Source organism: Mucilaginibacter sp. (assembly GCF_039925265.1).
Lineage (GTDB): Bacteria > Bacteroidota > Bacteroidia > Sphingobacteriales > Sphingobacteriaceae > Mucilaginibacter.
In genome coordinates this window covers 1-25,966 of the sequence record NZ_JBDSZG010000058.1, presented here as the reverse complement: position 1 = coordinate 25,966, position 25,966 = coordinate 1, and the positions used below count along the sequence as shown (strand labels likewise).

Below are 25,966 nucleotides of genomic sequence, written 5' to 3'. Positions count from 1 at the left end.
AAATTTATCAAAAATCGATACCAAATAGCTTTTTGTGGAAAAATCATCCCCTATCTTTAGCACAAAAAAAGCCGGATGCAAATAACGCCATTGCCGTCATCACTATCCCGATACTGGTTTGTTTTTGCGCTCGCGATGTTATCAACACTATTCGGCTGTCAATCAAATTTGCCACCGGCAAACCGGGTATTTGTGATTCAACCGTTTGCGGGGACGCCATCTGCGGCAACCAAATCGGTTTACGAAACTTTTAAAAAAGTAAACCCTACAACCATACTGAGGAACGCTATTCCTCTACCGGCAACAGCCTATTACCGGCCACGCGATCGCTACCGGGCAGATTCGCTCATCGGGTATCTTGCCCGCTTTGGAAACTCCGATACCGTTATCATTGGCTTAACCCATCGTGATGTGAGCGCCCGGAATGTAAACATAACCGATTGGGGCGTTATGGGCCTGGGCTTTCAACCCGGCAACGCCTGTGTGATATCAACCTACCGCCTCAATAAAGCAAGGTTAGCAGAACAGTTTTCCAAGCTTGCATTGCACGAATTGGGGCATACCCAAGGGTTACCACATTGCCCAAATAAAACATGTTTTATGCGCGATGCCAAAGGAGGAAATCATTTAAATGAAGAGACAGCATTTTGCGCCTCTTGCAGTAAATCTTTAACAACAAAAGGCTGGCACCTGGCAAACTAATGTAATTTTTACATTACAAGTTTAAAATCACACATTTTCTCAGCTAAAAGATTGGTTTTCAAAAAACATTCTCCTTTTCAAGGTGTTGGCAAAGTATTAAAACAAGCGGCATTTTCTTTGTAATATAAAAGTTTAACCTCAACCCATTGCAGATTTGGAACGATTTGGACGTATAGCCCTCAAAACAATTCTTTGGATAATTGCAAGCATCATTTTTTTGGTGTTGCTGGTGGTTATTTTAATACAGGTACCCGCCGTACAAAATTACGCTAAAGACAAGGCGGTAACCTTCTTACAGAATAAAATTCACACCAAGGTAGAGATAGGCCACATTAGTCTGGGCCTGCCAAAATTACTGGTACTGGAAGATGTTTATTTTGAAGACCAGAAGAAAGACACCCTTATTGCAGGCGATAAACTAAAGGTGGATATCACACTGCTAAAACTCCTTAAAAACAAGGTTGAGATAAATGAGATCAATCTGGAAGGCATTACCGCTAAGATCAGCCGCGGGCCCGATAGTCTGTTTAATTTTGATTACATTATTAAAGCATTTGCCGGTGAGCAGAAAAAGGAAGTGAAGCCTACAGATACCGCTTCTACTATGAAATTCTCCATCGATAAGATCATTCTGGATAAAATAAACGTTAGCTACAAAGATGCTACCACCGGTAACGATGTAAAATTCCTACTGACCCATTTTGATACCCGTATAAAGGATTTCGACCTGGATAAGATGAAATTCACCATCCCGAAGATAAACCTGAGCGGGGTGAACGCGAAGATCATTCAAACGCCCGCCGGTTCATCCATCGCGCAGGCGGCTACGGTTGATACCGCCGTTACACCCCTGAACATGGACCTCACCCTCGGAGAAATAAACGTTGACATGGTGAAGGTTGATTACCGCAGTAATGAAATGGCGGCATCTGTAAATCTGGGTAAGTTTTTGGTGAACATGGATAAGATCGATCTGCGCAATCAGCACGTAGGCGTTAAATCTATCGAGCTAAGTAACACGGATGCTGGATTGATATTTGAAAAACCAAAAACTGTAATTAAAGCAGTTGGCCAGGCCATTAAAAAACTGGATACCCTGGTATCGGTAAGGCAAACTGCAAAAGGCTGGACTGCCGATTTGGGCAAGATAACCCTGGTAAACGATAATATTAAATTTGATAACGACGCGCAAAAAGCCCTGCCACGCGGCTTGGATTTTGCGCACATGAGCATCAAAAACCTGAACGCTGATGTAGAGAAGATCGCGTATAACCCCGACAGCTTATCAGGCAGGGTAAATTCCTTCACTTTTAGTGAAAAGAGCGGCTTGAAGATAGATAAGTTTCACACCACCTTTTTTTACGGGCCAAAAAGTGCTTATTTGAAAGACCTGCTGGTACAAACCCCAACTTCGGTTATTCAAAAAGAGCTGCAGGTTGGTTACCCTTCCGTCGAATCGTTAACAAAAGATCTGGGCAAGCTGAGCATCAACGCCAATTTGGATGGCAGCAAATTAGGGCTGCGCGATATACTGCTGCTGATGCCAACCATGGCCAGTATGGAGCCATTTAAGTCGTCACCCAATACAATACTAAAAATTAACGGGCGGGTTAACGGCACGGTAGATAACCTGCGCATACCTAATATTGAGTTGAGCGGCTTTGGCAATACCTACGTAAAAGCATCCGCTACCATGCGCGGACTGCCGGATGTGGAGAAAGCTTATTTCGACCTTACCATAAATGATTTCCGTACCACCAGCCGCGATATTGCACGCCTGGTACCGAAGGGAACCATCCCTCCTAACGTAAGCATCCCCGAAAACATGGATCTGAAAGGGACCTTTAAGGGTACCATGAAAAACTTCAGCACCAAAATGAACCTGCGTAGCAGCTACGGCGCGGTTGACTTGGTGGCGGCCATGAAGAGCGGCAAACGCAGGGGCAGCGAAACCTACTCGGCAAACATCAAAGCCAATAACCTGAATGTGGGCGCGCTAACCAAGCAACCGCAAATGGTGGGTATGGTTACCATGAGCGCCAACATCAGCGGTGCCGGGCTCGACCCAAAAACAGCCAACCTAAAGTTTAACGGCAATGTGGCAAGCGCCTACGTTAAAGGCTACAACTACAAAAACTTAGCAGTTAAAGGTACTGCACGCAATGGTGCATACGTGGCCAATGCCCGCATGATAGACCCCAACATTAATTTTAGCCTGGATGCAAAGGCTAATATGAACAAGAAATACCCATCGGTAAATGCAACATTACTCGTTGACAGCATCGACCTGCAAAAACTGGGCTTTACCAAAACAGTGATGCGTTTCCATGGTAAGATAGTGGCTGATGTACCAACTGCGGACCCGGATTACCTCAACGCGAACATCCTGGCCACCAACCTGCTGGTGAACAACGCCGGGCAGCGCGTTAATTTAGATACCGTAAGCCTCATCTCAACCGCCAATGCCGATAGCAGCAGCCTCCGTTTAAAAACCCCAATATTTTATGCACACATGGGTGGCAAGTACAAGCTTACCGAAGTTGGCCCGGCAGTGATGGATGTGATCAACAAATATTATAACACCAACCTGGTAAGTAAAACGCCGGTGGTAAAAACCAAATACTCGCCCCAGCAATTTACGTTTGATGCCCGAATGGTAAAAACCCCGCTGGTAGAAAAATTCGTGCCGGACCTGAAACAGCTCGACCCAGTATTGATCAACGGCCGCTTTAACAGCAGCACAGGCGAACTTGTTGTAAATGGTTCGATGCCGAAAGTAGTGTACGGTACCAATGTTGTGAACAATGGTAAGCTGGCTATCAACACCGGCAACAACGCGCTTAATTACAGCCTTACTATTGATGAAATAAAAGTAGGCAACTCGCTGGATGTGCTTTACCCAAGCATTACTGGTGCCGCACAGAACAACAAACTGGGCCTGAATGTACAGGTGCGTGATGCTGCTAAAAAAGAGCGTTACCGCGTAGCGGGTGTGTTCAGTGTGATCCCTGATGAATACCAGTTTAGCTTTTTACAGGACGGCGTAATGCTGGATTACACGCCATGGGCAGTTAACCCAAGTAACGCACTGGAGTTTGGCAACAAAGGGATTTTGGCGCGCAACTTCAGCCTTACCAATAGTAACCAGGTGCTAAGCGTCAACAGTAATTCGGGCGAGTACAACTCCCCTATCACTGTAGATTTTAAGAATTTCAAGATAGAGACCATCACCAAAATGGCCAAACAAGATTCGCTGTTGGTGGGCGGTACCATTAATGGTAACGCCGTGGTGAGCAACTTTCAGAAATCGCCTGTGTTTGAAGCAGCTATCAACGTAAGCGATTTTAATTTTAAAGGCGACACCGTTGGTAACATCGCATTAAAGGTAAACAACCAAACCGCCAATGCCTACGCCGCGCAAATGAACATCACCGGCAAAGGCAACCAGGTAGATCTGAATGGCATGTACTACACCCTGCCCGAAAGCCGTTTCGACCTGAACCTGAACATTGTGAATTTGGGTATGAAGAGCGTCGAAGGTTTCAGCTTCGGCAGCATCCGCAATTCCAGCGGTAATATTACCGGGCAGCTTAAAATAACCGGTACAACGGCAGCGCCTGCCGTAAGGGGGAATATTAACTTTAATAAGGTAGCGTTCAACGTGGCCATGCTCAACTCCTACTTTACCATGCCGCAGGAAAGCATTACGTTTAACGATGAAGGCATCCGCTTTAACGATTTCACCCTCGTAGATTCTACCGGCAATAAGGCCATTGTAACGGGCTCGGTATTCACCAAAACCTATACCGACTTTAAATTCGGCATGGATATCCGGATGAATAATTTCAGGGTGATCAACTCTACCAAAGCCGATAATCAGCTGTTTTACGGCAAGTTATTTATGGATGCCAACGTGAAGGTACGCGGAGATATGGCTAAACCCGTTGTAGATGCTACCCTTACCGTTAACGAAAAAACCGATATGGTTTTTGTACTCCCTACTACTGACCCCGGCGTGGAAGACAGGAAAGGCGTTGTTGAATTTATAGACCAGAGCGCTCCAAAAATGGATTCGATATTATTGGCTCGTCAGCTGGATTCGTTAAAGCAATCTGAAATTACCGGGCTGGATGTGAACGCCACCGTAAATATCGACAAGAACGCCAACTTTACCATCGTGATAGATGAGCGCAACGGCGATGTGGTAAACCTGAAAGGCGAGGCCCACCTCAGCGGCGGCATCGACCCAAGCGGGAAAACCAGCTTAACCGGTACGTATGTGGTTAACCAGGGTTCGTACAATTTATCATACGCTACCGTGAGCCGCAAGTTTAACTTTAAACAGGGTAGCACCATCACCTGGACAGGCGACCCAACCATGGCGAATATAGACCTGACCGCGATTTACGTAGCCAACGTACCACCAATAGACTTGGTAGCAAACCAGTTAGGCGATGTAAACAATACACAATACAAGCAAAAACTACCGTTTAACGTAAACCTTAATCTGCGAAATGAGCTGTTGAAACCCGATATCAGCTTTGATATCACCCTGCCCGATAGTAATTATAATGTGTCTGGCGAGGTTACCACTACCGTTAATACCCGCCTGAATCAAATACGGCAGGACCCTAACGAACTGAATAAACAGGTACTTGGTGTGCTGGTGCTCGGCCATTTCATAGGAGATAATCCGCTGCAAAGCCAGGGTGGCAGCGCGGGTGTGGAAGGTGCAATTCGCAGCAGCGTAAGCAGCCTCCTGTCCGATCAACTCAACAGCCTTGGGGCTGGTTTGATATCCGGTGTGGACCTTAATTTTGGCCTAACTTCCGGGCAGGATTATTCATCCGGCACGGCACAAAACCGAACGGATCTGAATGTTGGGGTATCCAAACGCTTCCTGAGCGATAGGCTTACCGTCTCCGTAGGTAACAACTTTAACCTGGAGGGTGCACAGGCAGGACAAAAAACATCCAACATTGCAGGCAATGTATCGGTTGCTTATAAGTTGAGCAAAGATGGGCGCTATACCCTGCGCGCTTACCGCAAGGATGAATACGTGGTGATACAGGGGCAAATTGTAGAGACAGGTTTAGGCTTCTCGCTCACTGTAGATTATAATCGCTTCCGCGAGATCTTCCGCAAGCGTACCGAGGAAGAGAAGGCCATGCGTAAGCGTTACCAGGAGGAACAAAAAATAAAAGACGAGCAGGAGAAAGCTTCGCAGCAAAAAGATAAAGAAGACAGAACCAGGACCCAGACCACAACTATACAATGATAAAGCATCTTAAATATTTATTATTCCTTTCATTATTGGTGAGCGCTTGCAGTACCACCAAGTATTTGCCAGCTAATGAAAAATTATATACTGGCAGCTCGGTAAAGGTAGAAGATAAAGATATTAAAAAAAGCGATGCCAAGGCCATAATCAGTGAGTTGAACGCCACTGTGCGCCCGCAGCCAAACTCATCGCTTTTGGGGTTACGTATCAAACTTTGGCTTTATTATAAAACCAAAGCACGCAAAGGCTTTATCCAAAAATTCTTTAGCAAGTACGGCGAGCCGCCTGTATTGATAAGCCAGGTAAACCTCGAGAAAAACAGCACCATTATGCAAAACCGCCTGCAAAACGAGAGCTATTTTCAAGCAACCGTTAGGGGCGATACTATTGGCAAAAAGAGAACAGCTAAGGCCGAGTTCACTGTAAATGCCGGTCCATCGTATACCATCCGCAGTGTTGCCTTCCCTGTAGCTACTGATAACAGTTTAGATACCGCCGTAAGGGGTACCATGAAAGAGTCTCTTTTAAAGGTTGGCGACAAGTATAACCTGGATGTTATTAAATCGGAACGGGTACGCATAGATGCCCGCTTGAAAGAAAAAGGCTTCTTTTTCTTTGCGCCAGAGCAATTGATCATCAAGGTAGATAGTACCATTATTAATCACCAGGTCGATCTTATTGTAAGTATTAAGCCCACCACGCCGGAAAGGGCGCGAGAGATCTACTCTATCCGCAATATTTACGTGTACCCAAATTACTCCCTTCGCGATACTTCACTAAAGCTGGACCAGGCGCAATTTTATCGTTGGTATAATATTATCGATCCGCGCAAAACGGTTAAACCGTACATTTTTGCCAATACGGTACTATTGCACCCTAACGATACGTACAGCCGCACAACGCATAATAACTCGCTGAACAGGTTTATTAACCTGGGGCCTTACCAATATGTAAAAAACCGTTTTGAAGATGTTACGCCCGATTCGCCAAAGCTGGATGTTTACTACTTTTTAACACCATATAAACGCAAATCGTTACAGCTGGAGTTATTGGGCCGCACTACATCGGCAAGCTACACAGGTTCGCAAATAAACCTTAACTGGAAAAACAGGAACGCGTTTAAAGGCGGGGAGCTGTTAACCGTAACCTTATTTGCAAGTACAGATGTGCAGGTGGGCGGCAGCAACGGTGGGTTCAACGTTTTCCAATATGGTATCCAGCCATCCATTTCCTGGCCGAGGATCATCGGGCCATTCAACATCAAGGCGGATAACGCTTACATACCGCGCACTACGCTTACGCTTAATTACACGTCGGTAGTCCGCAGTAAGTTATATTCGCTCAATTCCTTCAGCGGCTCATTTGGCTATTCGTTTAAAACCAACGTACATAAACTGAATGAGTTGAATTTACTGGAAATAACTTACGTAAAACCACGTAACGTTAGTGAACTCTATTCGGACAGTATTAAAAATCCAAACAACCGTAACCCGGCGCTTAAACACGTTATCGACCCGCAATTTACCTGGGGCCCAAGTTTTGCGTATACCTTTGATAACACTACCGAAGATTACCGTACCAACAGCATTTTCTATCGCGGAAAGCTGAGCTTGTCTAACAACATATACGGCCTGTTAACCGGCGCAGATACGCTGGGCGGCAAGGCAAAAACCTTCCTGGGCTCTACGTTTAATCAGTATGCTAAAGTGGAGACCGAACTAAGGTATTTCCATAAAATGGGTACCGGCAGTAAAATTGCCGCGAGGGTACTGGTAGGTGTTGCGCTGCCTTATGGCAACTCAACCATACTACCTTACAACCAGCAATTCTTCATTGGCGGACCAAATAGTTTAAGGGGCTTCAGAGCACGATCTATAGGTCCCGGTACGGTAGATGCCAGCGCGCTAAACGGTGGATTTATTGCCGATCAATCGGGCGATATTAAACTGGAAGCTAACCTGGAGTACCGTGTTAAACTTTTCAGCATTGTTTACGGCGCTTTGTTTACCGATGCCGGTAACGTTTGGAATGCCAAGCCACACCAGGCAGGCGGCACATTCGGCCCTAACTTTTTAAGTCAGTTGGCGGTAGACGCAGGCTTTGGTTTAAGGTTTGACGCTACCGTACTGGTGTTGCGTACCGATCTTGGTTTCCCGCTGATGACGCCTTACAGTACCAACGGTGCCAGCCGCAGCGTAACCCCAAGCTTTAAAAATGCCATATTGAACATTGCTATCGGTTATCCGTTTTAATAATTACGAATTAGTGATTGAGTGAATTAGTGAACATTAATTGTAACGGCCAACGGTTCACCGCGTCAAACCAAATGAACCAGTGAACAAATGAACTAATGAACAAAATATCCGTTCCGCTGCATATGATAGACCTGCACGAAGATGGCTTCCATCCGCTACTGGATATCACCCTTTTTAACAAGCCCTTTAAAGTGGTGCTGGACACCGGTGCCTCCCGCACCGCTTTCGACCACGAGTTGCTTTTAGCGGCCAATGAGGATGCGCCCATTATCGCCAGCGAGCGGTTATCGACGGGACTGGGCACAAATACCATGCAATCGGCCACGGCGGTTATCAACAACGTTTGGATAGGAGAATTGCTCATCGGCGAAATTGAAGTAGCAGTGCTGGACCTATCTACCATCAACATCGCCTACCGCGAACTGGGCCACCCCGAAGTATTAGGCGTTATCGGCAGCGATATATTGATGAAATATAAAGCGGTAATTGATTTTGGAAAGAAGGTGCTGGTGTTGAAGTAGCAAGTGGTGAATGGTGAGTGATTAGCCATTGCCGAGCTGCCTCGAGTCTTCAATCCGCTTATATTTTTTTTTTTGTCCATATAAATATCGCCAAAAACACAGCGAGCAACACACCTAAGCCCATACAGATGTAAATTAAAGGATTTTTCTTCTCAGAAATATTATGTATGGTTTTATTGTTTTTGCTATAGCTGAGGGCTGTTTTGATACGCAGGTCAATCAGTTTACCATTGTAACCATATTGTTTCGCCAGGCCATAATCATCAAGTGCAACCTTGTAAGCACTTCTTACAAAAGTCAGATTGCCTAAATCAAACAGCAATTGTGCAACAATGTTATCCTTAGATCTTATGAAGGAATTACGTTCGTTCAACTGGTAAAATAAGGCCTGGGATAACAAATCCAATTTCTCTCTTGATAGGGCGGTACGCGGGATACTATCGGTTCCGAAATCGGTATTCAGCAAAAATCGAGAATTGATCAGTTGCTCGCCGCCAAGCTTTGCCTTAAGAATATTTACGTGTATCCATTCCGAATCGTAATGTGAATGCTCATTGAGCTTTACTGCCTTAGATATCCAAAACAAAGCCTGTTCGTTCTGTCCATCTAACTCATACGCAGTCCCTATGTTTGACGCTGTTGAATAACGGTCGGGCTCCGTCATTTCAATTTCTTGGCAAAGCGCAATGGCTTTTTTATATTCACCCAGCACAATTAGCGCAAGCCCCTCATCGGAAAGATAACGGATATCGTTATTGACCTTGTATAAACTATCGAGTTCCACAACAGCTTTTAACAGGTATTTCCGGTCATGAAACGAAGCAAAATTATGCCCGCGTGGTGTGGCATCTCTTGAATCTACATACAACACCGATCCATTTATTAACTCAAGCACCTCCCCATTTAAGCAGGCGAAGCTTCTGCCAACTAAACAAAGAGTAAGTATAAGAACAAATACAGTTTTTTTCATGAGCGGGCGATAAGGTGCTTAAATGTACCTTTTGAAGTTGGTATATACAACAACAAGAATTATAGCGTAATAACCAACAGACCAAAGAAAGCATCAAGAAGAATACTCTGAAGGCTCTTTAGGTGCATCCGGATCATCAATTTGTTTAAAAACGATGCCTTGGCGAGCAGCAGGCGCAATATTTTATCAATCTATTATTTGTTAATTTTGCCACAGATAAAATCTCAATTATGTCTATAACTACCGAAGAGCAAAAGACTGGAATGGAGCAGGCAAGTGATGCTGTTGCCATCACCCTCAAAAAGATGCGTGAGTTTGCTAAACCGGGTATTTCTACAAAGGAACTTGACGAATACGGCGGTGAATTGCTGTCACAGATGGGCGCGCATTCTGCACCTTATTTAACTTACAATTTCCCGGGATATACTTGTATAAGTGTTAATGACGAAGTTGCGCACGGCATACCATCGGCAGATAAGATCCTCAAAGAAGGCGACCTGGTAAACATCGATGTATCGGCAGAACTAAATGGCTACTGGGCCGACAATGGCGGCTCGTTTATATTGGGCGAAGACATTCATGGCCATGGCAAACTGGTAGATGCATCAAAAGAGATCTTGAGAAAAGCCATCAGCAACATTAAGGGTGGTGTTAAAATATCTGAGATAGGCAGGTTGATTGAGACCGAAGCCAAAAAAGCCGGGTACACAGTAATTAAAAACCTAACCGGACATGGCGTTGGCCGCAGCCTGCACGAAGAACCCCACGAGATAGCCAACTATTGCGACAGGTATAATACCACGCGTTTCAAAAAGAATTCGGTGGTAGCCATAGAGACTTTTATTTCAACCCGGTCGACAATTGCCGATACACAGGCAGATGGCTGGACTTTACGCGGTAATAAAGGAGGTTTTGTTGCGCAGCACGAACATACCATTATGGTAACCGGCGGACAGCCTGTGATATTTACTGCACAGAACGGAATCTGGGATTGATTATCGCCTAACGATAACGACCAATCATTAACAAAAAAGCCTCGCTTAAAAGCGAGGCTCAAGGGTAAAATATGGAAGCATCTGCAATCTATAATTTGCAGATCTGCACATCCAATTATATATCTATACGCGCGTACTTGGCGTTCTTTTCAATAAACTCACGGCGGGGGGCAACTTCATCACCCATCAGCATGCTAAAGGTATGGTCGCACTCTGCAGCGTTTTCTATACTCACTTTTTTAAGCGTACGGTTAGCCGGGTTCATGGTAGTATCCCATAATTGCTCGGCATTCATCTCACCCAAACCTTTGTAACGCTGTATATGTACGCTATCTTCCTTACCGGCACCTTTTAGGCGTTGTACAGCTATATCGCGTTGCTCATCATTCCAGCAGTATTCAAATTCTTTACCTTTTTTAACCTGGTAAAGCGGTGGCGACGCGATGTAGATATAACCGTACTCTATCAGCTCCTTCATGTAACGGAAGAAGAAGGTTAATATCAGCGTGGTAATGTGCGATCCATCCACGTCCGCATCCGTCATCACCACAATTTTATGGTAACGTAGTTTGGCAATATTAAGCGCCTTGGCATCCTCTGGGGTACCAATGCTTACACCCAAACCGGTGAACATATTTTTTATCTCCTCATTCTCGTAGATCTTGTGCTCCATGGCTTTCTCCACGTTCAGGATCTTACCACGTAACGGTAATATCGCCTGGAATTCGCGGTTGCGGCCTTGTTTGGCGGTACCACCCGCCGAGTCACCCTCTACCAAATATAGCTCACATAATGCAGGGTCGCTATTAGCACAATCAGACAGCTTGCCCGGTAAGCCCGAACCGCTCATCACACTCTTGCGTTGCACCATCTCGCGCGCCTTACGGGCAGCTGCACGTGCAGTAGCAGCAAGGATCACCTTCTGAACGATCATCTTGGCTTCCCTTGGATTCTCTTCCAGGTAGTTACCTAAAATTTCGCCCACTGCCACGTTAACGGCACCACTCACCTCGCTGTTACCCAGCTTGGTTTTGGTTTGGCCTTCAAACTGCGGCTCCTGTACTTTTACCGAAATAACGGCGGTTAACCCCTCGCGGAAGTCATCACCGGTTATTTCAACCTTCATGTTTTTCAGGAGGCCGTTTTTATCAGCATAAGCTTTTAGCGTACGGGTAAGCCCCATACGGAAACCCGCCACGTGGGTACCACCTTCAATGGTATTAATGTTATTCACGTAAGAGTGTACATTCTCTATATACGTGTCGTTGTACTGTAAAGCGAGTTCTACAGGTATACCCTGCTTAATACCTTCCAGGTAAATTGGCTCGGGGATGATAGCCGTCCTCGTCCCATCCAGATATTTAACAAACTCTTTTAAGCCGCCTTCCGAATAGAAATCTTCGGTAGGGTATGTGCCGTCTTCGTTGGCATCGCGCTCGTCTGTTAACGACAAGCGGATACCCTTATTTAAAAAGGCAAGTTCGCGCAATCGTGCGGCAAGCGTATCGTATTTATATTCGGTAGTAAGTGCAAAAATTTCGGCATCCGGTTTAAAAATGATAGTGGTACCGCGTTTATCGGTTTCGCCAATGGTTTTTACATCAAACAAGGGCTTACCTTTTTCGTATTCCTGCGTCCAGATCTTACCTTCGCGGTAAACTAAAGCAGTTAAGTGTATCGATAGCGCGTTAACGCAACTTACCCCAACGCCGTGTAAACCGCCTGATACTTTGTAGGTGTCCTTATCGAATTTACCGCCTGCGTGCAATACCGTCATTACAATTTCTAATGCAGACCGCTTCTCTTTGGTGGTGATACCCGTTGGGATACCACGGCCATTATCCGAAACTAAAATGGAGTTGTCCTTCTGAATTACCACCTTAATGGTATCGCAATGGCCGGCAAGCGCTTCATCTATCGAGTTATCTACCACCTCGTAAACCAAGTGGTGAAGCCCTTTTACGCCAGTATCGCCAATGTACATCGATGGCCTTTTACGTACGGCCTCTAAACCCTCTAAAACCTGTATATTATCTGCTGAGTAGTTCGATTTATCCTGATTTTCTTCGCTCATAATTTATCTAAAACAATAACGTACTCCGGGGTGGAGTTTAATATGCAAAAGTACGATTTTTGATACACATATACATCATTATTAGCACTAATGTGGATAAATATGACCCATAATAAACATCCTTTTTAGGGTTAGGAAACTTGATACGAAAGTTTATCTTTGTCAAAATTTTTTTTAGATAAACAGAATGAAAATCAAGGCGTCAACCGTTACAAAATCAGTTTTATTATTTGCCCTTGCTGCAAGCGTAGCGGCGTGCAACCAAAATAAAACTGCCGACAAACCTGCTGCAGCAGCAAGCACCACAACATCAGCTGCCACACACGAAATAGTGTTCATCAACCAGGATACACTTGTTGCTAAATACGAGTATTTTAACGACATGTCTAAACGCGTGGAAGACAAAGCCAAGGCGGCGCAAGCCGATGTACAATCGCGCCAGCAGGCCATCCAACGCCAATATGCCGAGTACCAAAAGGAAGCAGCTACCATGCCTGCTGACAAACGTGCGGCTACCGAGCAACAATTGCAACGTAAAGGCCAGGAGTTTCAGCAATATCAACAAAGTGCGGGTGCACAGGTTCAACAGGACCAGGCTAACGAGCAAAATAAATTCTACGAAAAATTAGCTGCTTTTACCAAAGCTTATGCGAAAGAAAAAGGCTACAAAATGGTGTTAACTTTCACCCGCGCCAGCACAGGTATGCTTTACGGCGACCCAAGCCTGGATGTTACCGCTGATGTTATTAAAAGACTTAATGACGATTACGCAAAAGACAAGAAATAATTTCTGGATGTGCAGATGCGTGGATATGCGGATGTGCAGATTTAGAAAAAGCAACAAATAATAAATAATATTAAAAAAGAAAACCCCGGCCATTGGTTGGGGTTTTTTGATTTATAGAGGAAGATAAAAAACGACGGATATGGGACACGAGGATTTTATGCAGATGGCGATAGACCTATCGGAATATAACGTAAAACAGGGCCTGGGCGGGCCCTTTGGTGCCGTAATAGTAAAAGACGGCATGGTGATAGCCCGCAGTGCCAATAAGGTGGTGCCCACCAACGACCCTACCGCGCATGCAGAAGTATCTGTAATACGGTTGGCTTGCCAGGAAATGGGCACTTTTAATTTGGAGGGCTGCGAGATCTACACCAGTTGCGAACCCTGCCCGATGTGCCTGGGTGCTATTTACTGGGCCCGCATTAGTAAAATATACTACGCCAATACCAAGGCCGATGCCGCCGCCATTGGCTTCGACGACCATTTTATTTACGATGAACTGGAGTTACCCATGGAGAAGCGTAAATTACCCTTTGAACAGCTCATGCGCAAAGAGGCTCAACCGGCTTTTAAGCTTTGGAAATCGATAGAGGACAAAGAGGAGTATTAGGGGATTGAAGCTTGCGGTGAGGACACCGCAGCCAGTGATAAACCCAAATGGCGGTGTCCCCACCGCCATTTGCCTGTAATACTTTAACTTATCAGCGATTTCACCAACTCCTCCAGATCCTTCAAATACAACATATTCGGACCATCGCTAAGCGCGTGGTCAGGGTCGGGATGGGTTTCGATAAAGTAGCCGCTGGCACCGAATGCACGGGCCGCATGGGCCATGTTAGGGACAAACTTGCGGTCGCCGCCGGTTTTGCCGCCTGCACCGCCGGGACGCTGTACCGAGTGGGTACAATCCATACAAACCGGGTAGCCAAATTCTTTCATATCATAAATATTCCTAAAATCTACCGCCAGGTTATTATAGCCGAACGAGTTGCCGCGCTCTGTTAAGATGATTTGTTCGTTACCTGCCTCCTTTACCTTTTGCGCCGGGTAAAACATATCCTGTCCGGATAGGAACTGTGCTTTTTTTACATTCACCACCTTGCCGGTTTGCGCGGCTGCTACCAACAGATCTGTTTGGCGGCAAAGGAATGCCGGGATCTGCAAAATATCCACCACCTCCGCCGCAATAGCCGCCTGGAACGGTTCGTGAATATCAGTAGTAACCTCCAATCCGAATCTTTCCTTCACGTTGTTTAGCATTTCCAAACCTTTCTCAATGCCCGGGCCGCGGTAAGCATGTATGCTGGTACGGTTGGCTTTATCGAACGAAGATTTGAACACCACAGTAATGGGGTACTTGCTTTTCAACTCCGCAACCTTATCGGCTACGGTGTACAGCAATTCCTGGTTTTCCATAACGCAGGGGCCAACAATAAAAAAGGGCTTCTCGGTAATGCTTTTATATAGTGCCATTGTTCTCTATTTTTTTACGTGCAAGCTCCAGGTCCTCCGGGGTATCAATCCCCTTTTCAAAACCTGCAACTTCTATCATTTTAATTTTATAACCATTTTCCAAAGCGCGCAATTGCTCCAGCTTTTCCGAACCTTCTAAAAAAGAAACCGGCAGCTGGATAAACTTGCTCAGAAACTCCGCCCGATAGGCGTAAACGCCCATGTGTTTTTTGTAACCCGTAGGGCTTTCCAATATTTTATCGCGCGAGTACGGGATCCTGAACCTCGAAAAATACAAGGCGTAACCGTTTACATCGGTAACCACCTTCACCAGGTTTGGGTTGTGCAGTTCATCCAGTGTTTCTACCGGGGCGCAAACGCTGGCCATAGCGGCATCGCTCTCGCGCAGGGCGGTGATCAGGCGGTCTATAATATCGGCATCAAAAAAAGGCTCGTCGCCCTGTACGTTGATCACGATATCACAGGGGATCTTTCCAACCACCTCGGCGATACGGTCGGTTCCGCTGGGATGCTCCTCGCGGGTCATTAACACATTTGGAGTAAACTGCTTGCACAGGTTAAACACCACCTCACTATCGGCTGCTATCCAAACTTCCTGATGCAGTTTGGCCTGCATGCAAGCCTCATAAACACGTTGGATAACAGGCTTGCCGCCCAGGTCCAATAAAACCTTATCGGGCAATCTGGACGACTTTAAGCGGGCGGGTATTACTATTATCGCTTTCATCTGCCGCTTATGCCTGGTTAAATATCTGGTAAACGCCCGTTACCTGATTATCGCTATTCTGCACCAGCAGCGTGGTTATCTTACGCTCCAGCATAAGTGCTTCGGCATCGTAAACCAATTCCTCTTCTTTCACAAAAATGGGGTTTGGGTTCATCAGCTCCGAAATGGGCAGCTGGTTAATATCCCCATATTTTACCAGGCCGCGCCGCAGGTCGCCATCGGTTATCACGCCAAAAATTTTATCTGCTGTGCCTACAAACACCATCCCCAATTTCCCTTCGGACATGCGGATGATCAATTGTGTAAAATTTGCACCGGGCTCTAAAAAAGGCAGGGCATCGGTACGCATCAGGTCTTTCACCCTTACTAATAATTTCCGGCCTAAACGACCGCCGGGGTGGAATCTCGCGAAATCATCGGGACTAAAATCTCTTGCGGTCATTAGCGCAACAGCCAGCGCATCGCCCATTACCAGGGTGGCAGTGGTAGATGATGTTGGCGCCAGTTCCAGCGGACAAGCCTCTTGCTTTATACCCACATTTAAGTGGTAAGTAGCGTTTTTAGCCAGTGTAGAATTGGGGTTGCCGGTGACGGCTATGGATAAATTTTTATGCCATTTTAAAAACGGCACCAGTTTCAAAACTTCTTCAGTTTCGCCAGAATAGGATAGGATGAGGATGATATCGTTCTCCCCTACCATGCCCAGGTCGCCGTGGAAAGCTTCTGCAGGGTGCATAAAAAAGCTTTGGGTGCCGGTGCTGGTGAGCGTGGCCGAGATCTTTTTACCAATATGCCCGCTCTTCCCCATGCCGCAAACCACCAGCTTGCCTTTTGATTGCAGGATGGCTTCCACCGCTTGCGAAAACTGTTCATCTATCATCGATGCAACGTGCTGCAGCGATTCAATTTCGATATCAAATACTTTTTGGGCGATACTCTTCATTAGCTAAAAAGTTCCGGTATATTTTTGGAATGCAATAATACTTAAAAAAAACAAGCACCTGTAAAATGGCACTATGGGTATACTTATCAAGTGTTCCACTTTGTGCGTGAAACACTTATTTTTTAATTGATACTGATATTCAGCGCTTTAAGCAAAATTGGTGAAACATTTTGGAACACCATTTTTTTCAAGTAATTGTATATCAAATACTTACACGATTTTGGTGAAACACTTTGGAACACCCTTATAACCGTGCGTCTACAATATTCCGGTCTAAAACCGATTTGGTATCATATATAACGCTGGTTTCGCCATTAATTATTGTGCTGTAATCCAGCGTCAAAAACTCCTGATGTGCTACAGCCAAAATAATGGCATCATACTTTTTGTCGATGCTTGCGGTTAACGCTATCTGGTACTCATCCTGTACTTTTTCAGCGTCGGCCCATGGGTCGTAAACATCTACGTTCAGCCCAAAGGCCTTTAGTTCGGTATAAATATCAACTACCTTACTGTTGCGCACGTCAGCGCAATTCTCTTTAAAGGTGATACCCAGTACCAGCGCGTTGGCATGGCTGATATCGTGCCCTTTGGCAACCAGCAGCTTGATCACTTTACCTGCTACAAAGCTGCCCATCTCATCATTTACCCTACGGCCGGAGAGGATCACCTGCGGCTGATAGCCCAACGATTCGGCCTTGTGTGCTAAATAATATGGGTCCACTCCTATGCAATGCCCGCCAACCAAGCCGGGTTTATACTTTAAAAAATTCCATTTGGTGCCTGCAGCATCCAATACATCATTGGTATCAATGCCCATCCGGTCGAAGATCAGCGCCAGTTCATTCACAAAGGAAATATTCACATCGCGCTGTGCGTTTTCAATCGCTTTTGAAGCTTCGGCTACTTTTATACTTGGCGCTTTGTGCGTGCCGGCCTCAATAATGGAAGCGTAGAGGTCATCCACCCGTTGCGCAACCTCCGGCGTGGAACCACTGGTGACCTTCTTTATTTTGGTGAGCGTGTTTATTTTATCGCCCGGGTTGATGCGCTCCGGCGAGTAGCCCGCAAAGAAGTCCTCATTAAATTTCAATCCCGATGCTTTTTCCAACACCGGGATGCAATCCTCCTCAGTACAGCCGGGGTACACGGTAGATTCATAGATCACCAGATCACCGGGTTTCAGCACTTCGCCAAGCATTTCGGTTGCTTTTAAAAGCGGACCGAGATCGGGTGCTTTAAACTGATCGATAGGTGTGGGTACGGTAACAATGTAGGTATTGCAATTGCGCAACTCTTCGGTATCCGAAGAGAACTTCAAACCTGCCTCAGCCGAATGCTTCAGTACCTGCTGCAGGTCGTCTATATTGGCTTCCTGCGTGCGGTCGGTGCCAAGGCTCAGTTCCAGGATGCGTTGCTGGTCGATATCAAACCCTAAAACATTGTATTTTTTGGCGAATTCGATAGCCAGCGGCAGGCCAACATAGCCAAGTCCTATTATCGCAATTTTAAAATCTTCGCCCGGGTAGGTGTTTTTCATGTAGCTTGTTAACGCTGCCAACCGCTTTTTGTGCGGCGACAGGTTATAAAATGCAAAAATACGGATAAAAAAGGATTGTTGTGAGTGATGGGTTGTGAGTAGGAGTTATGGAAATCGCCTTTAAACCGTCACGCTGGTTTAGGCTAAAGCCACACATATGGATTTTGCCATCCGTCCCCTAATGGAGACGGCAATAAATGGAGAACAGTATTTTTTTCACATTGCCGTTCGGCTTTAGCCAACGGTTAATTTGAAGTCAAAGAATTGGCTTTAGCCGAAAAATTGGGAAGTAGTGAATGGCAGCCAAGTGTTAATTATTCTTCCTTCTCCCCTTCCGGCTTCTCAAAAAAATTATCCTTCAGGTCGTCGGTTTCGCGGCGGTCGCGTTTGGTGGGGCGGCCGGTGCCACGGTCGCGTTTTAATACCGGGGCGTGGAACATCGATTTAAAGGCGGTGGTTTGCTCTACCGGGGTAATGTCCTGGTAGTAGTCCACAGCTTTTTTGGCATCTACGCGGTTCTCTAATAAGCCGGCAACCAAAATAACTTTACGATCAGGCCCTTTAGAGATCTGGTAGCGCTCGCCTATCTTTACCTCGTGCGATGGTTTGATGTTGTTGCTTTCTAATTTTACACGGCCCGCCTTGCAGGCATCAGAGGCCAGTGTACGGGTTTTAAACATGCGGATGGCCCACAAATATTTATCAATTCTTAGTTTTTCTTTTTCAGGCATATTGTGTAATTAGTACTTAACGGCCAATCTTTGTGCCAAATCATCTATATCTTTCTTTCGCGAAAGCATAATAAGCCATTTTTCGGGGATGGTTTCAAACCCATATTTTAACGCTGCCAAACCGCCAGTAACGGCGGCTGTTGTATCTGTATCTTCGCCCAAATTTACTGCTTTAAGCACTGCTTCACTATAAGATGACGTGTTTAATAAGCACCAAATGCTTGCTTCCAAAGTATGCAAAACGTATCCACTGCTTTTTATTTCGTCGATATTTAAAGTATAAATATCCTGCTTTAACAAAGAATCGAATATTTCCACCTCCGATCTGACTATCGTAGTTGTATTCAAATAGCCTGTCACATCAGTTTTTAACTGATTATATACTTCTAATAAATCTCCGCCTGACAACAATTTCCTCGCAAACTCAAGATAGTAAAACCACGCAATTGCCGAACGAATATGTCCGTGTGTAACGGATGACACCTCTTTTACTATGGTAAATCGATCTTTTATTGGTTTATCCTTAATGTAAAAAAGCAATGGCAAGATCCGCATCAAAGAGCCATTTCCATTAGAGTGGCTATCAAAACCGCCCGCCAAATCTGGCCTGGCGCCTTTAGCAATCCTTTCAATAGCTTGTTGTGTTGCCATGCCAACATCAAAAACTTCACCCCTCGCTGTCCAGAAATTTTTATAACGCCATTTTACAAAGTTGTCCGCAATTTTTTGCAGATCGTAACCATCAGCTAAGGCATCGGCGAGGCAAAACGTCAAAGATGAATCATCAGACCAAGTACCCGGGGGCATGCCATAAGTACCATAACCTATCATATCGGTAACGGGTTTCTTTAAAATCTCTTGCCTCGATTTAAATTCAACCGGCACACCTAAAGCGTCACCAACTGCTACACCAAATAAAATATCCTTAAAATAATCTCTCTTCACTATCATTTTTGCTTTGCTGGGTAGCATAGCAAACAAATCTCCCTAAAAATCCTTTAATTTGACAAAATTTATTTCTTCTGATGATCGAACTAAAAAAAATGATAGAGGATGCCTGGGAAAACCGCAACCTCTTAACTGAAAAAGATTACACCAACGCCATTGAAACGGTTATCGACCGCCTGGACAAAGGCGAGATACGTGTTGCTGAACCCATTGGCAGCCGCTGGCATACTAACGACTGGATTAAAAAAGCCGTTATATTATACTTCCCTACCCGCGAGATGAAGGAAATTAAAACAGGCCCTTTTGTTTTTTACGACAAAATGAGCCTGAAGACCAACTATAAGGAGCTTGGTGTACGTGTAGTACCACACGGTATTGCCCGTTACGGCGCGTATTTGGCCAAAGGCGTTATCATGATGCCATCGTATGTAAACATTGGCGCTTATGTTGATGAAGGTACCATGGTTGATACCTGGGCAACAGTAGGTTCGTGTGCGCAGATAGGCAAGCATGTACACCTGAGCGGTGGCGTGGGAATTGGGGGCGTTTTAGAACCTGTACAGGCAGCACCGGTGATCATTGAGGATAACTGTTTCCTTGGGTCGCGTGCTATTGTGGTAGAAGGTGTGCATGTAGAGCGCGAAGCCGTTTTAGGCGCTAACGTGGTTTTAACCGCATCTACCAAAATTATTGATGTTACCGGCCCCGAGCCGATTGAATACAAAGGCCGTGTGCCTGCCCGCTCGGTAGTTATACCGGGTACTTATGCTAAAAAATTCCCTGCCGGCGAATTCCAGGTGCCTTGCGCGCTCATCATCGGCACCCGCAAAGAATCTACCGATAAAAAAACATCGCTGAATGATGCTTTGAGGGAAAATAACGTAGCAGTATAGTAGTAAGTAATGAGTGGGGAGTAGTGAGTTTTAGCTTCGTTAAACTTACTACTCATCACTCACTATTCACAACTCTCCACTCACCATGAAGATAGGATACGATGCCAAACGTGCTTTTTTAAACAACACCGGCCTGGGCAACTTTAGTCGCTGGCTGATCAAAACTACGGCAGAGCATTATCCTGAAAATACCTACCTGCTATACACGCCGAAACTTAAACCCAATAAGTGGCGCAATTTTTTCGAGAGCTTTTCCAATGTTAAAATCATCACCCCTGCCGGTAAATACCTTACGGCTTTGTGGCGCAGTAAAGGCGTGGTGAGCACCCTGAAAAAAGACGGCATCGACATTTACCACGGCTTAAGCTATGAGTTGCCTTTGGGCATCGGCCATACGGGTATCAGATCGGTGGTTTCCATTCACGATCTTATCTTCCTGCGTTTCCCGCAATATTATGGCTGGATAAACCGCCTCATTTACACCGCAAAAACCAAACGCGCCTGCAAAACCGCCGATAGGGTTATCGCTATCAGCGAACGTACCAAACAAGACCTGGTTGAATTATTAAATATAGACGAACATAAAATAGATGTAGTTTACCAGGGCTGCGCGCCGGAATTCAGCATAGAACGATCTTCCGAAGAAAAAGCGGCTATTAAACAAAAGCATAACCTCCCGGATAGATTCATCCTGAACGTTGGCACCATTGAGGAACGTAAGAATCTGATGCTGCTGGCCAAAGCACTGCCTCATTTAAAAACAACTATCCCGGTGGTGGTGGTTGGTAAAACAACGGCTTACCTGGATGAAGTAAAAGCTTTCTTATCGGCTAATAACCTGACTGATCAAATACTGTTCATGCATCAGGTGACCTTTGACGATTTGCCGGCGGTTTACCAATCGGCAGATCTGTTTGTCTACCCCTCACGGTACGAGGGGTTTGGCATCCCGATTTTAGAGGCCCTAGTGTCGTCGGTACCGGTTATTGCTGCAACCGGCTCTTGCCTGGAGGAAGCCGGTGGTGAATTTAGTCGGTACGTAGGCCCCGACGATGAAAAAGCACTGGCGACGCAGATAGACGAGGTGTTAACCAACGATGCAGCGCGGCAACTGATGATAAAAGAAGGGCTTATTTATGCGCAACGGTTTCAAGACCGTACCTTAGCGGCACAATTGATGGATATTTATAAACAAGTGATCGCCCATGCTTAAGGACGAAGTAAACAAGGCATTAAAAGTATTACAGGATGGCGGCATCATCCTTTACCCTACCGATACTATTTGGGGCATTGGCTGTGATGCTACCAACACCGAAGCCGTGCAAAAGATCTTCGCCCTTAAACAGCGCGAAGAAAGCAAAAGCATGATCGTGCTCATAGATAACGATAACAAGCTGCAAAGCTACATTACCGAGGTGCCCGAGATAGCTTATCAACTGATAGAATTTGCCGAGAACCCGCTTACGCTGGTAATGCCCGGCGCACGCAACCTCTCCCCCGCCCTGATTGCAGAAGATGGCAGCGTAGGCATACGGGTAAGTAACCACCCTTTTTGCCAGCAATTGATCCAACGCCTGCGTAAACCCATCGTATCAACATCTGCCAACATCAGCGGGCAACCCTCGCCGGAGTATTTTGCTAAAATAGACCAGGATATTATTGATGGTGTTGATTACGTGGTGGATATAGACCAGCACAGCATGGAAAAAAAGAACCCATCAACCATTATGCGGCTGGACCCTAACGGCAGTTTTGAATTTATTCGCCGTTAATTTTAATATCATTAAATTTGCCCCGTATACCCTAAGCCGCTCTGCGGCTTTATTTTTATGAAACAACACCTGCAACACCCGGTATTTTCTATTATTTCCAGCTTGGCTGCGGGGTTAAATGTGCAGGCGTTTGCTATTGGCGGGTACGTGCGCGATATTTTCCTCAATCGTCCCTCCAAGGATATCGATATTGTTGTTTTGGGTAACGGCATCGAATTTGCCGAGGCGGTTGCCGCCAAACTGAACGTAAAAGTTTCGGTATTTAAAAATTTTGGTACGGCTATGCTGCGCTACCAGGATGTAGAAGTGGAATTTGTAGGTGCCCGCAAGGAGAGCTACCGTTCAGAATCGCGCAAGCCCATTGTGGAGAACGGTACGTTGGACGACGACCAAAAACGCCGCGATTTTACCATCAACGCGCTGGCCATTACCTTGCACCCCGATAATTATGGCGTACTGGTAGATCCCTTTGATGGCATTGCCGATATCGAACAAAAACTCATCCGTACGCCGCTTAACCCGGTGGAAACTTTTTCTGACGACCCGCTGCGGATGATGCGGGCTATCCGCTTTGCATCACAACTCAATTTCCGGATAGATGATGAGGCTATCGAGGCTATCAAAAGCAATCTGCACCGCATCAAAATTGTATCGCAGGAGCGCATCTCCGATGAGTTGAATAAAATCATCCTCTCGGCTAAACCATCCATTGGTTTTAACTACTTGTTTGATACGGGCTTGCTGCACATTATTTTCCCGCAGATGGTGGCGCTTTACGGCGTGGAGATCATCAACGGAAAAGGACATAAGGACAATTTTTATCATACCCTGCAGGTGCTGGATAATATTTGCGAAACCACCGAAGACCTTTGGCTGCGCTGGGCGGCTATTTTACATGATATTGCCAAACCGCCTACCAAACGTTTTGAGCCTGGCCACGGGTGGACCTTCCACGGACACGAGGATAAAGGCGCGCGCATGGTTCCCAAGATCTTCGCGCAGCTAAAACTTCCGCTGAACGAGAAGATGAAATTCGTACAGAAACTGGTGCAGCTGCATTTAAGGCCCATTGTATTATCGCAATCCATCGTTACCGATTCTGCCGTGCGCAGGTTGTTATTTGAGGCGGGTGAGGACATAGAAGCGCTAATGCTGTTGTGTAAAGCAGACGTAACCACCAAAAACGAATACAAGGTTAAAAAGTACCGCAATAATTTTGAGCTGGTTCTGCAAAAAATAAAGGATGTAGAGGAGCGCGACAGCATCCGAAACTGGCAGCCACCGGTAACCGGACTGGATATTATGCAGCTTTTTGGCATTGGCGAGGGCCGCGAAGTGGGAATTATTAAGAATAAGATCCGCGAAGCGATCCTGGAAGGCGAAATTCCCAACAATAGAGAGGCCGCGATTAATTTTACAATTGAAAAAGGCCGGGAAATTGGCTTGAAAGTTGTTGCAAGCACAAATTGAATAAAAACATTATTATTTTTGACAAAAATTACGAAAAATGGCATTATACAGGTTCAGGGTTACTTTTGAAGATTACGATGATGTAAGCCGGGATATTGATGTAAAATCGAACCAAACGTTTGAGGATCTTCACCGCGCAATACACCAGTCTACCGGGTACAGTCCTGAATATTCTTCATCTTTTTATATCAGCAATGATCAGTGGATGAAAGGCGAAGAAATTACTTACCTGCCCAACCAAAAGAGGGTTGACAGGAAGATCCCCCTGATGGAAAAGATAAAGCTGAGCAGCTATATCGACGATCCGCACCAAAAGTTCTATTATACCTTCAATTTCGACAGGCCTTTTGATTTCCATGTGGAATTGAGGCAGATCATCCTGAATGAAACCCCGGGCGCTACGTATCCGCTGGTGGTACGTTCTGTTGGTGAAGCACCAAAACAGTTTGGTAATGTGTTTAACCCAACCGCTGCTGCCGCTGCAACGCCGGATGAAGACCTGGATTTCCTGAACGAAATGCTGTACAACCCCGAGGAGACCGAAGATTTTTCTGAAGTAACTGATACGGGCATAGATGACCCTGAAGAAGAAAAGAAAGAAGACGAGGAAGAAGATGAATTTGGCTTTGGCGATGACGACGGCTTTGAAGACGACGAAAAACCAGGCCGCGGAGACGATTATTAATTAGTTGATAGATCATGGTTGATGGTTCATAGCAGCTGCGCCTGAGTTCATAGTTGATAGATCATAGTTCATGGCAGCTGCAAAAATTAGAATTTAATGTCCTACTATGAACCATGAACTATTAGCCATGAACTCCTAACTATGAACCAACCCACCCTTATTGTAATTGCCGGCCCTACTGCTTCGGGTAAAACGGCGGCGGCTATCAAGCTGGCGCAGCATTTTAATACGGTTGTGGTATCTGCCGATTCAAGGCAGTTTTTCAGGGAGATGTCTATCGGTACGGCTAAGCCCACTGCCGAAGAGTTGGCCGCGGCTCCTCATTACTTTATTAACTCACATTCTATTAGCGAAAGTTTCTCCGTCGGCGATTTTGAACGGGAATGCCTTGTTTTACTGGAAAGGCTATTTCAGAAACACCCGGTAGTAGTACTTGCGGGCGGCTCGGGCCTATATATTAAAGCCATTTGCGAGGGGTTTGATGAATTGCCAACCGCCAACGAAGGTATAAGGGAACGCCTGAACGCTGAACTTGCCGAAAATGGGCTTATTCCGCTACAGGACCGGCTAAAAGCGGTAGATCCGGTATACTATAACGAAGTAGACATTAACAACCCACAGCGCGTAATACGGGCTATCGAGGTTTACGAAAGCTCAGGGCAGCCCTTTTCTTCGTATCGCACCGCAAAAATAAATAAGCGCACTTTTAATATCATTAAGCTTGGGCTGGATATGCCGAGGGAACTACTCTACAGTCGCATTAATCAGCGAGTGGATATAATGGTAGTCGATGGCTTGGTTGAGGAGGTGGAGTCGCTCCTGCCCTATCGCCACCTTAATGCTTTAAATACCGTTGGCTACAGCGAGGTGTTCGATCACTTAGACGGAAAAACCGATCTGCCGACGGCCATCAGCCTTATCAAACAAAATACCCGCCGCTTCGCCAAAAGGCAAATGACCTGGTTTAGGAAAGATAAAGAGATTGCGTGGGTAGATGCATTGGGCGAGGATTTGATGAGGGAAATGTTGGGGGTGATTGGGAATAAATAAAGACTCTTCGCTGCCGCAAGTACCCGGTGGCCGTTGCACAACGTATTATTTATTTGCCTGATAATTTCGTTAATATGTTGATTTTTAGTATATTAACGTCATGCAAGGCAAAAAACATTATCAAGAGAAGCTATTCACAAACTTTCAGT

Annotated in this window: 21 protein-coding genes; 13 read left to right on the top strand and 8 right to left on the bottom strand. The window is 45.7% G+C overall.

All coding sequences use genetic code 11. The features are described from left to right. The first annotated feature begins 192 nt into the window (after positions 1-192). The 4 genes from ABIX36_RS25170 to ABIX36_RS25155 all read left to right on the top strand — a co-directional run bounded on the left by ABIX36_RS25170 (position 193) and on the right by ABIX36_RS25155 (position 8,759). Entirely contained in the window at positions 193-702 is a 510-nt protein-coding gene (locus ABIX36_RS25170; protein ID WP_348084933.1) for a hypothetical protein, read from the top strand. Between the two features lie 154 nt (positions 703-856). Then, entirely contained in the window at positions 857-5,980 is a 5,124-nt protein-coding gene (locus ABIX36_RS25165; protein ID WP_348084932.1) for a translocation/assembly module TamB domain-containing protein, read from the top strand. Continuing rightward, positions 5,977-8,235, top strand: coding sequence for a BamA/TamA family outer membrane protein (locus ABIX36_RS25160; RefSeq protein WP_348084931.1), 2,259 nt, complete (start codon positions 5,977-5,979; stop codon positions 8,233-8,235). The genes ABIX36_RS25165 and ABIX36_RS25160 overlap by 4 nt, the downstream gene beginning before the upstream one ends. A gap of 98 nt (positions 8,236-8,333) precedes the next feature. Then, positions 8,334-8,759 carry an aspartyl protease family protein gene (locus tag ABIX36_RS25155; RefSeq protein ID WP_348084930.1) on the top strand — a complete coding sequence of 142 codons (426 nt, stop codon included), beginning with the start codon at positions 8,334-8,336 and terminating at the stop codon, positions 8,757-8,759. Between the two features lie 58 nt (positions 8,760-8,817). Here ABIX36_RS25155 and ABIX36_RS25150 read toward each other — a convergent pair whose 3' ends face one another. Next, the gene (locus tag ABIX36_RS25150; protein ID WP_348084929.1) at positions 8,818-9,729 is read right to left on the bottom strand and encodes a hypothetical protein; all 912 of its coding nucleotides are present in this window, start codon (positions 9,727-9,729) and stop codon (positions 8,818-8,820) included. Positions 9,730-9,959: 230 nt separating this feature from the next. Between ABIX36_RS25150 and map the strand changes: the two genes are divergently transcribed. Beyond that, positions 9,960-10,724, top strand: a complete 765-nt coding sequence (gene map, locus ABIX36_RS25145; protein WP_348084928.1) for a type I methionyl aminopeptidase — start codon at positions 9,960-9,962, stop codon at positions 10,722-10,724. A 115-nt stretch (positions 10,725-10,839) separates the two neighbouring features. On the opposite strand, the gene gyrB is transcribed toward map, so the two are convergent. Continuing rightward, entirely contained in the window at positions 10,840-12,798 is a 1,959-nt protein-coding gene (gene gyrB, locus ABIX36_RS25140; RefSeq protein WP_348084927.1) for a DNA topoisomerase (ATP-hydrolyzing) subunit B, read from the bottom strand. Between the two features lie 187 nt (positions 12,799-12,985). On the opposite strand from gyrB, the gene ABIX36_RS25135 reads away from it, so the two are divergent. Both ABIX36_RS25135 and ABIX36_RS25130 read left to right on the top strand, forming a co-directional pair. Beyond that, positions 12,986-13,585, top strand: coding sequence for an OmpH family outer membrane protein (locus tag ABIX36_RS25135; RefSeq protein WP_348084926.1), 600 nt, complete (start codon positions 12,986-12,988; stop codon positions 13,583-13,585). Positions 13,586-13,724: 139 nt separating this feature from the next. After that, positions 13,725-14,195: a nucleoside deaminase gene (locus tag ABIX36_RS25130; protein WP_348084925.1), complete on the top strand. Its 471-nt coding sequence runs from the start codon at positions 13,725-13,727 to the stop codon at positions 14,193-14,195. A gap of 83 nt (positions 14,196-14,278) precedes the next feature. Here the strand turns inward: ABIX36_RS25130 and kdsA are convergent, their stop codons facing one another. From kdsA to ABIX36_RS25100, 6 genes are all read right to left on the bottom strand, one after another. Then, a complete protein-coding gene (gene kdsA / locus ABIX36_RS25125; protein WP_348084924.1) occupies positions 14,279-15,058 on the bottom strand; it encodes a 3-deoxy-8-phosphooctulonate synthase in 780 nt (259 codons plus the stop codon). After that, complete coding sequence (kdsB, locus tag ABIX36_RS25120) at positions 15,045-15,785, bottom strand: 3-deoxy-manno-octulosonate cytidylyltransferase (protein WP_348084923.1); 741 nt, start codon at positions 15,783-15,785, stop codon at positions 15,045-15,047. Before kdsB ends, kdsA begins: the two co-directional genes overlap by 14 nt. Before the next feature lie 7 nt (positions 15,786-15,792). Continuing rightward, on the bottom strand, positions 15,793-16,728 hold the full coding sequence (locus ABIX36_RS25115) for a KpsF/GutQ family sugar-phosphate isomerase (RefSeq protein WP_348084922.1): 936 nt from the start codon (positions 16,726-16,728) through the stop codon (positions 15,793-15,795). 244 nt (positions 16,729-16,972) lie between these two features. Next, the gene (locus ABIX36_RS25110) at positions 16,973-18,268 is read right to left on the bottom strand and encodes a nucleotide sugar dehydrogenase (protein WP_348084921.1); all 1,296 of its coding nucleotides are present in this window, start codon (positions 18,266-18,268) and stop codon (positions 16,973-16,975) included. Between the two features lie 314 nt (positions 18,269-18,582). Further along, positions 18,583-18,999 carry a S4 domain-containing protein gene (locus ABIX36_RS25105; protein ID WP_348084920.1) on the bottom strand — a complete coding sequence of 139 codons (417 nt, stop codon included), beginning with the start codon at positions 18,997-18,999 and terminating at the stop codon, positions 18,583-18,585. Between the two features lie 9 nt (positions 19,000-19,008). Further along, positions 19,009-19,971 carry an ADP-ribosylglycohydrolase family protein gene (locus tag ABIX36_RS25100; RefSeq protein ID WP_348084919.1) on the bottom strand — a complete coding sequence of 321 codons (963 nt, stop codon included), beginning with the start codon at positions 19,969-19,971 and terminating at the stop codon, positions 19,009-19,011. 53 nt (positions 19,972-20,024) lie between these two features. On the opposite strand from ABIX36_RS25100, the gene ABIX36_RS25095 reads away from it, so the two are divergent. The 6 genes from ABIX36_RS25095 (at position 20,025) to miaA (ending at position 25,817) form a co-directional block, all read left to right on the top strand. Further along, a complete protein-coding gene (locus tag ABIX36_RS25095) occupies positions 20,025-20,840 on the top strand; it encodes a 2,3,4,5-tetrahydropyridine-2,6-dicarboxylate N-succinyltransferase (RefSeq protein WP_348084918.1) in 816 nt (271 codons plus the stop codon). 85 nt (positions 20,841-20,925) lie between these two features. Next, positions 20,926-22,053, top strand: a complete 1,128-nt coding sequence (locus tag ABIX36_RS25090; protein ID WP_348084917.1) for a glycosyltransferase family 1 protein — start codon at positions 20,926-20,928, stop codon at positions 22,051-22,053. Further along, positions 22,046-22,612 (top strand): L-threonylcarbamoyladenylate synthase, encoded by a 567-nt coding sequence (locus tag ABIX36_RS25085; protein ID WP_348084916.1) that lies wholly within the window; start codon positions 22,046-22,048, stop codon positions 22,610-22,612. Before ABIX36_RS25090 ends, ABIX36_RS25085 begins: the two co-directional genes overlap by 8 nt. Before the next feature lie 57 nt (positions 22,613-22,669). Continuing rightward, complete coding sequence (locus tag ABIX36_RS25080; protein WP_348084915.1) at positions 22,670-24,082, top strand: HD domain-containing protein; 1,413 nt, start codon at positions 22,670-22,672, stop codon at positions 24,080-24,082. A gap of 37 nt (positions 24,083-24,119) precedes the next feature. Next, positions 24,120-24,767, top strand: a complete 648-nt coding sequence (locus ABIX36_RS25075) for a hypothetical protein (protein ID WP_348084914.1) — start codon at positions 24,120-24,122, stop codon at positions 24,765-24,767. A 141-nt stretch (positions 24,768-24,908) separates the two neighbouring features. Then, positions 24,909-25,817, top strand: a complete 909-nt coding sequence (gene miaA / locus ABIX36_RS25070) for a tRNA (adenosine(37)-N6)-dimethylallyltransferase MiaA (protein WP_348084913.1) — start codon at positions 24,909-24,911, stop codon at positions 25,815-25,817. Positions 25,818-25,966 lie beyond the last annotated feature (149 nt).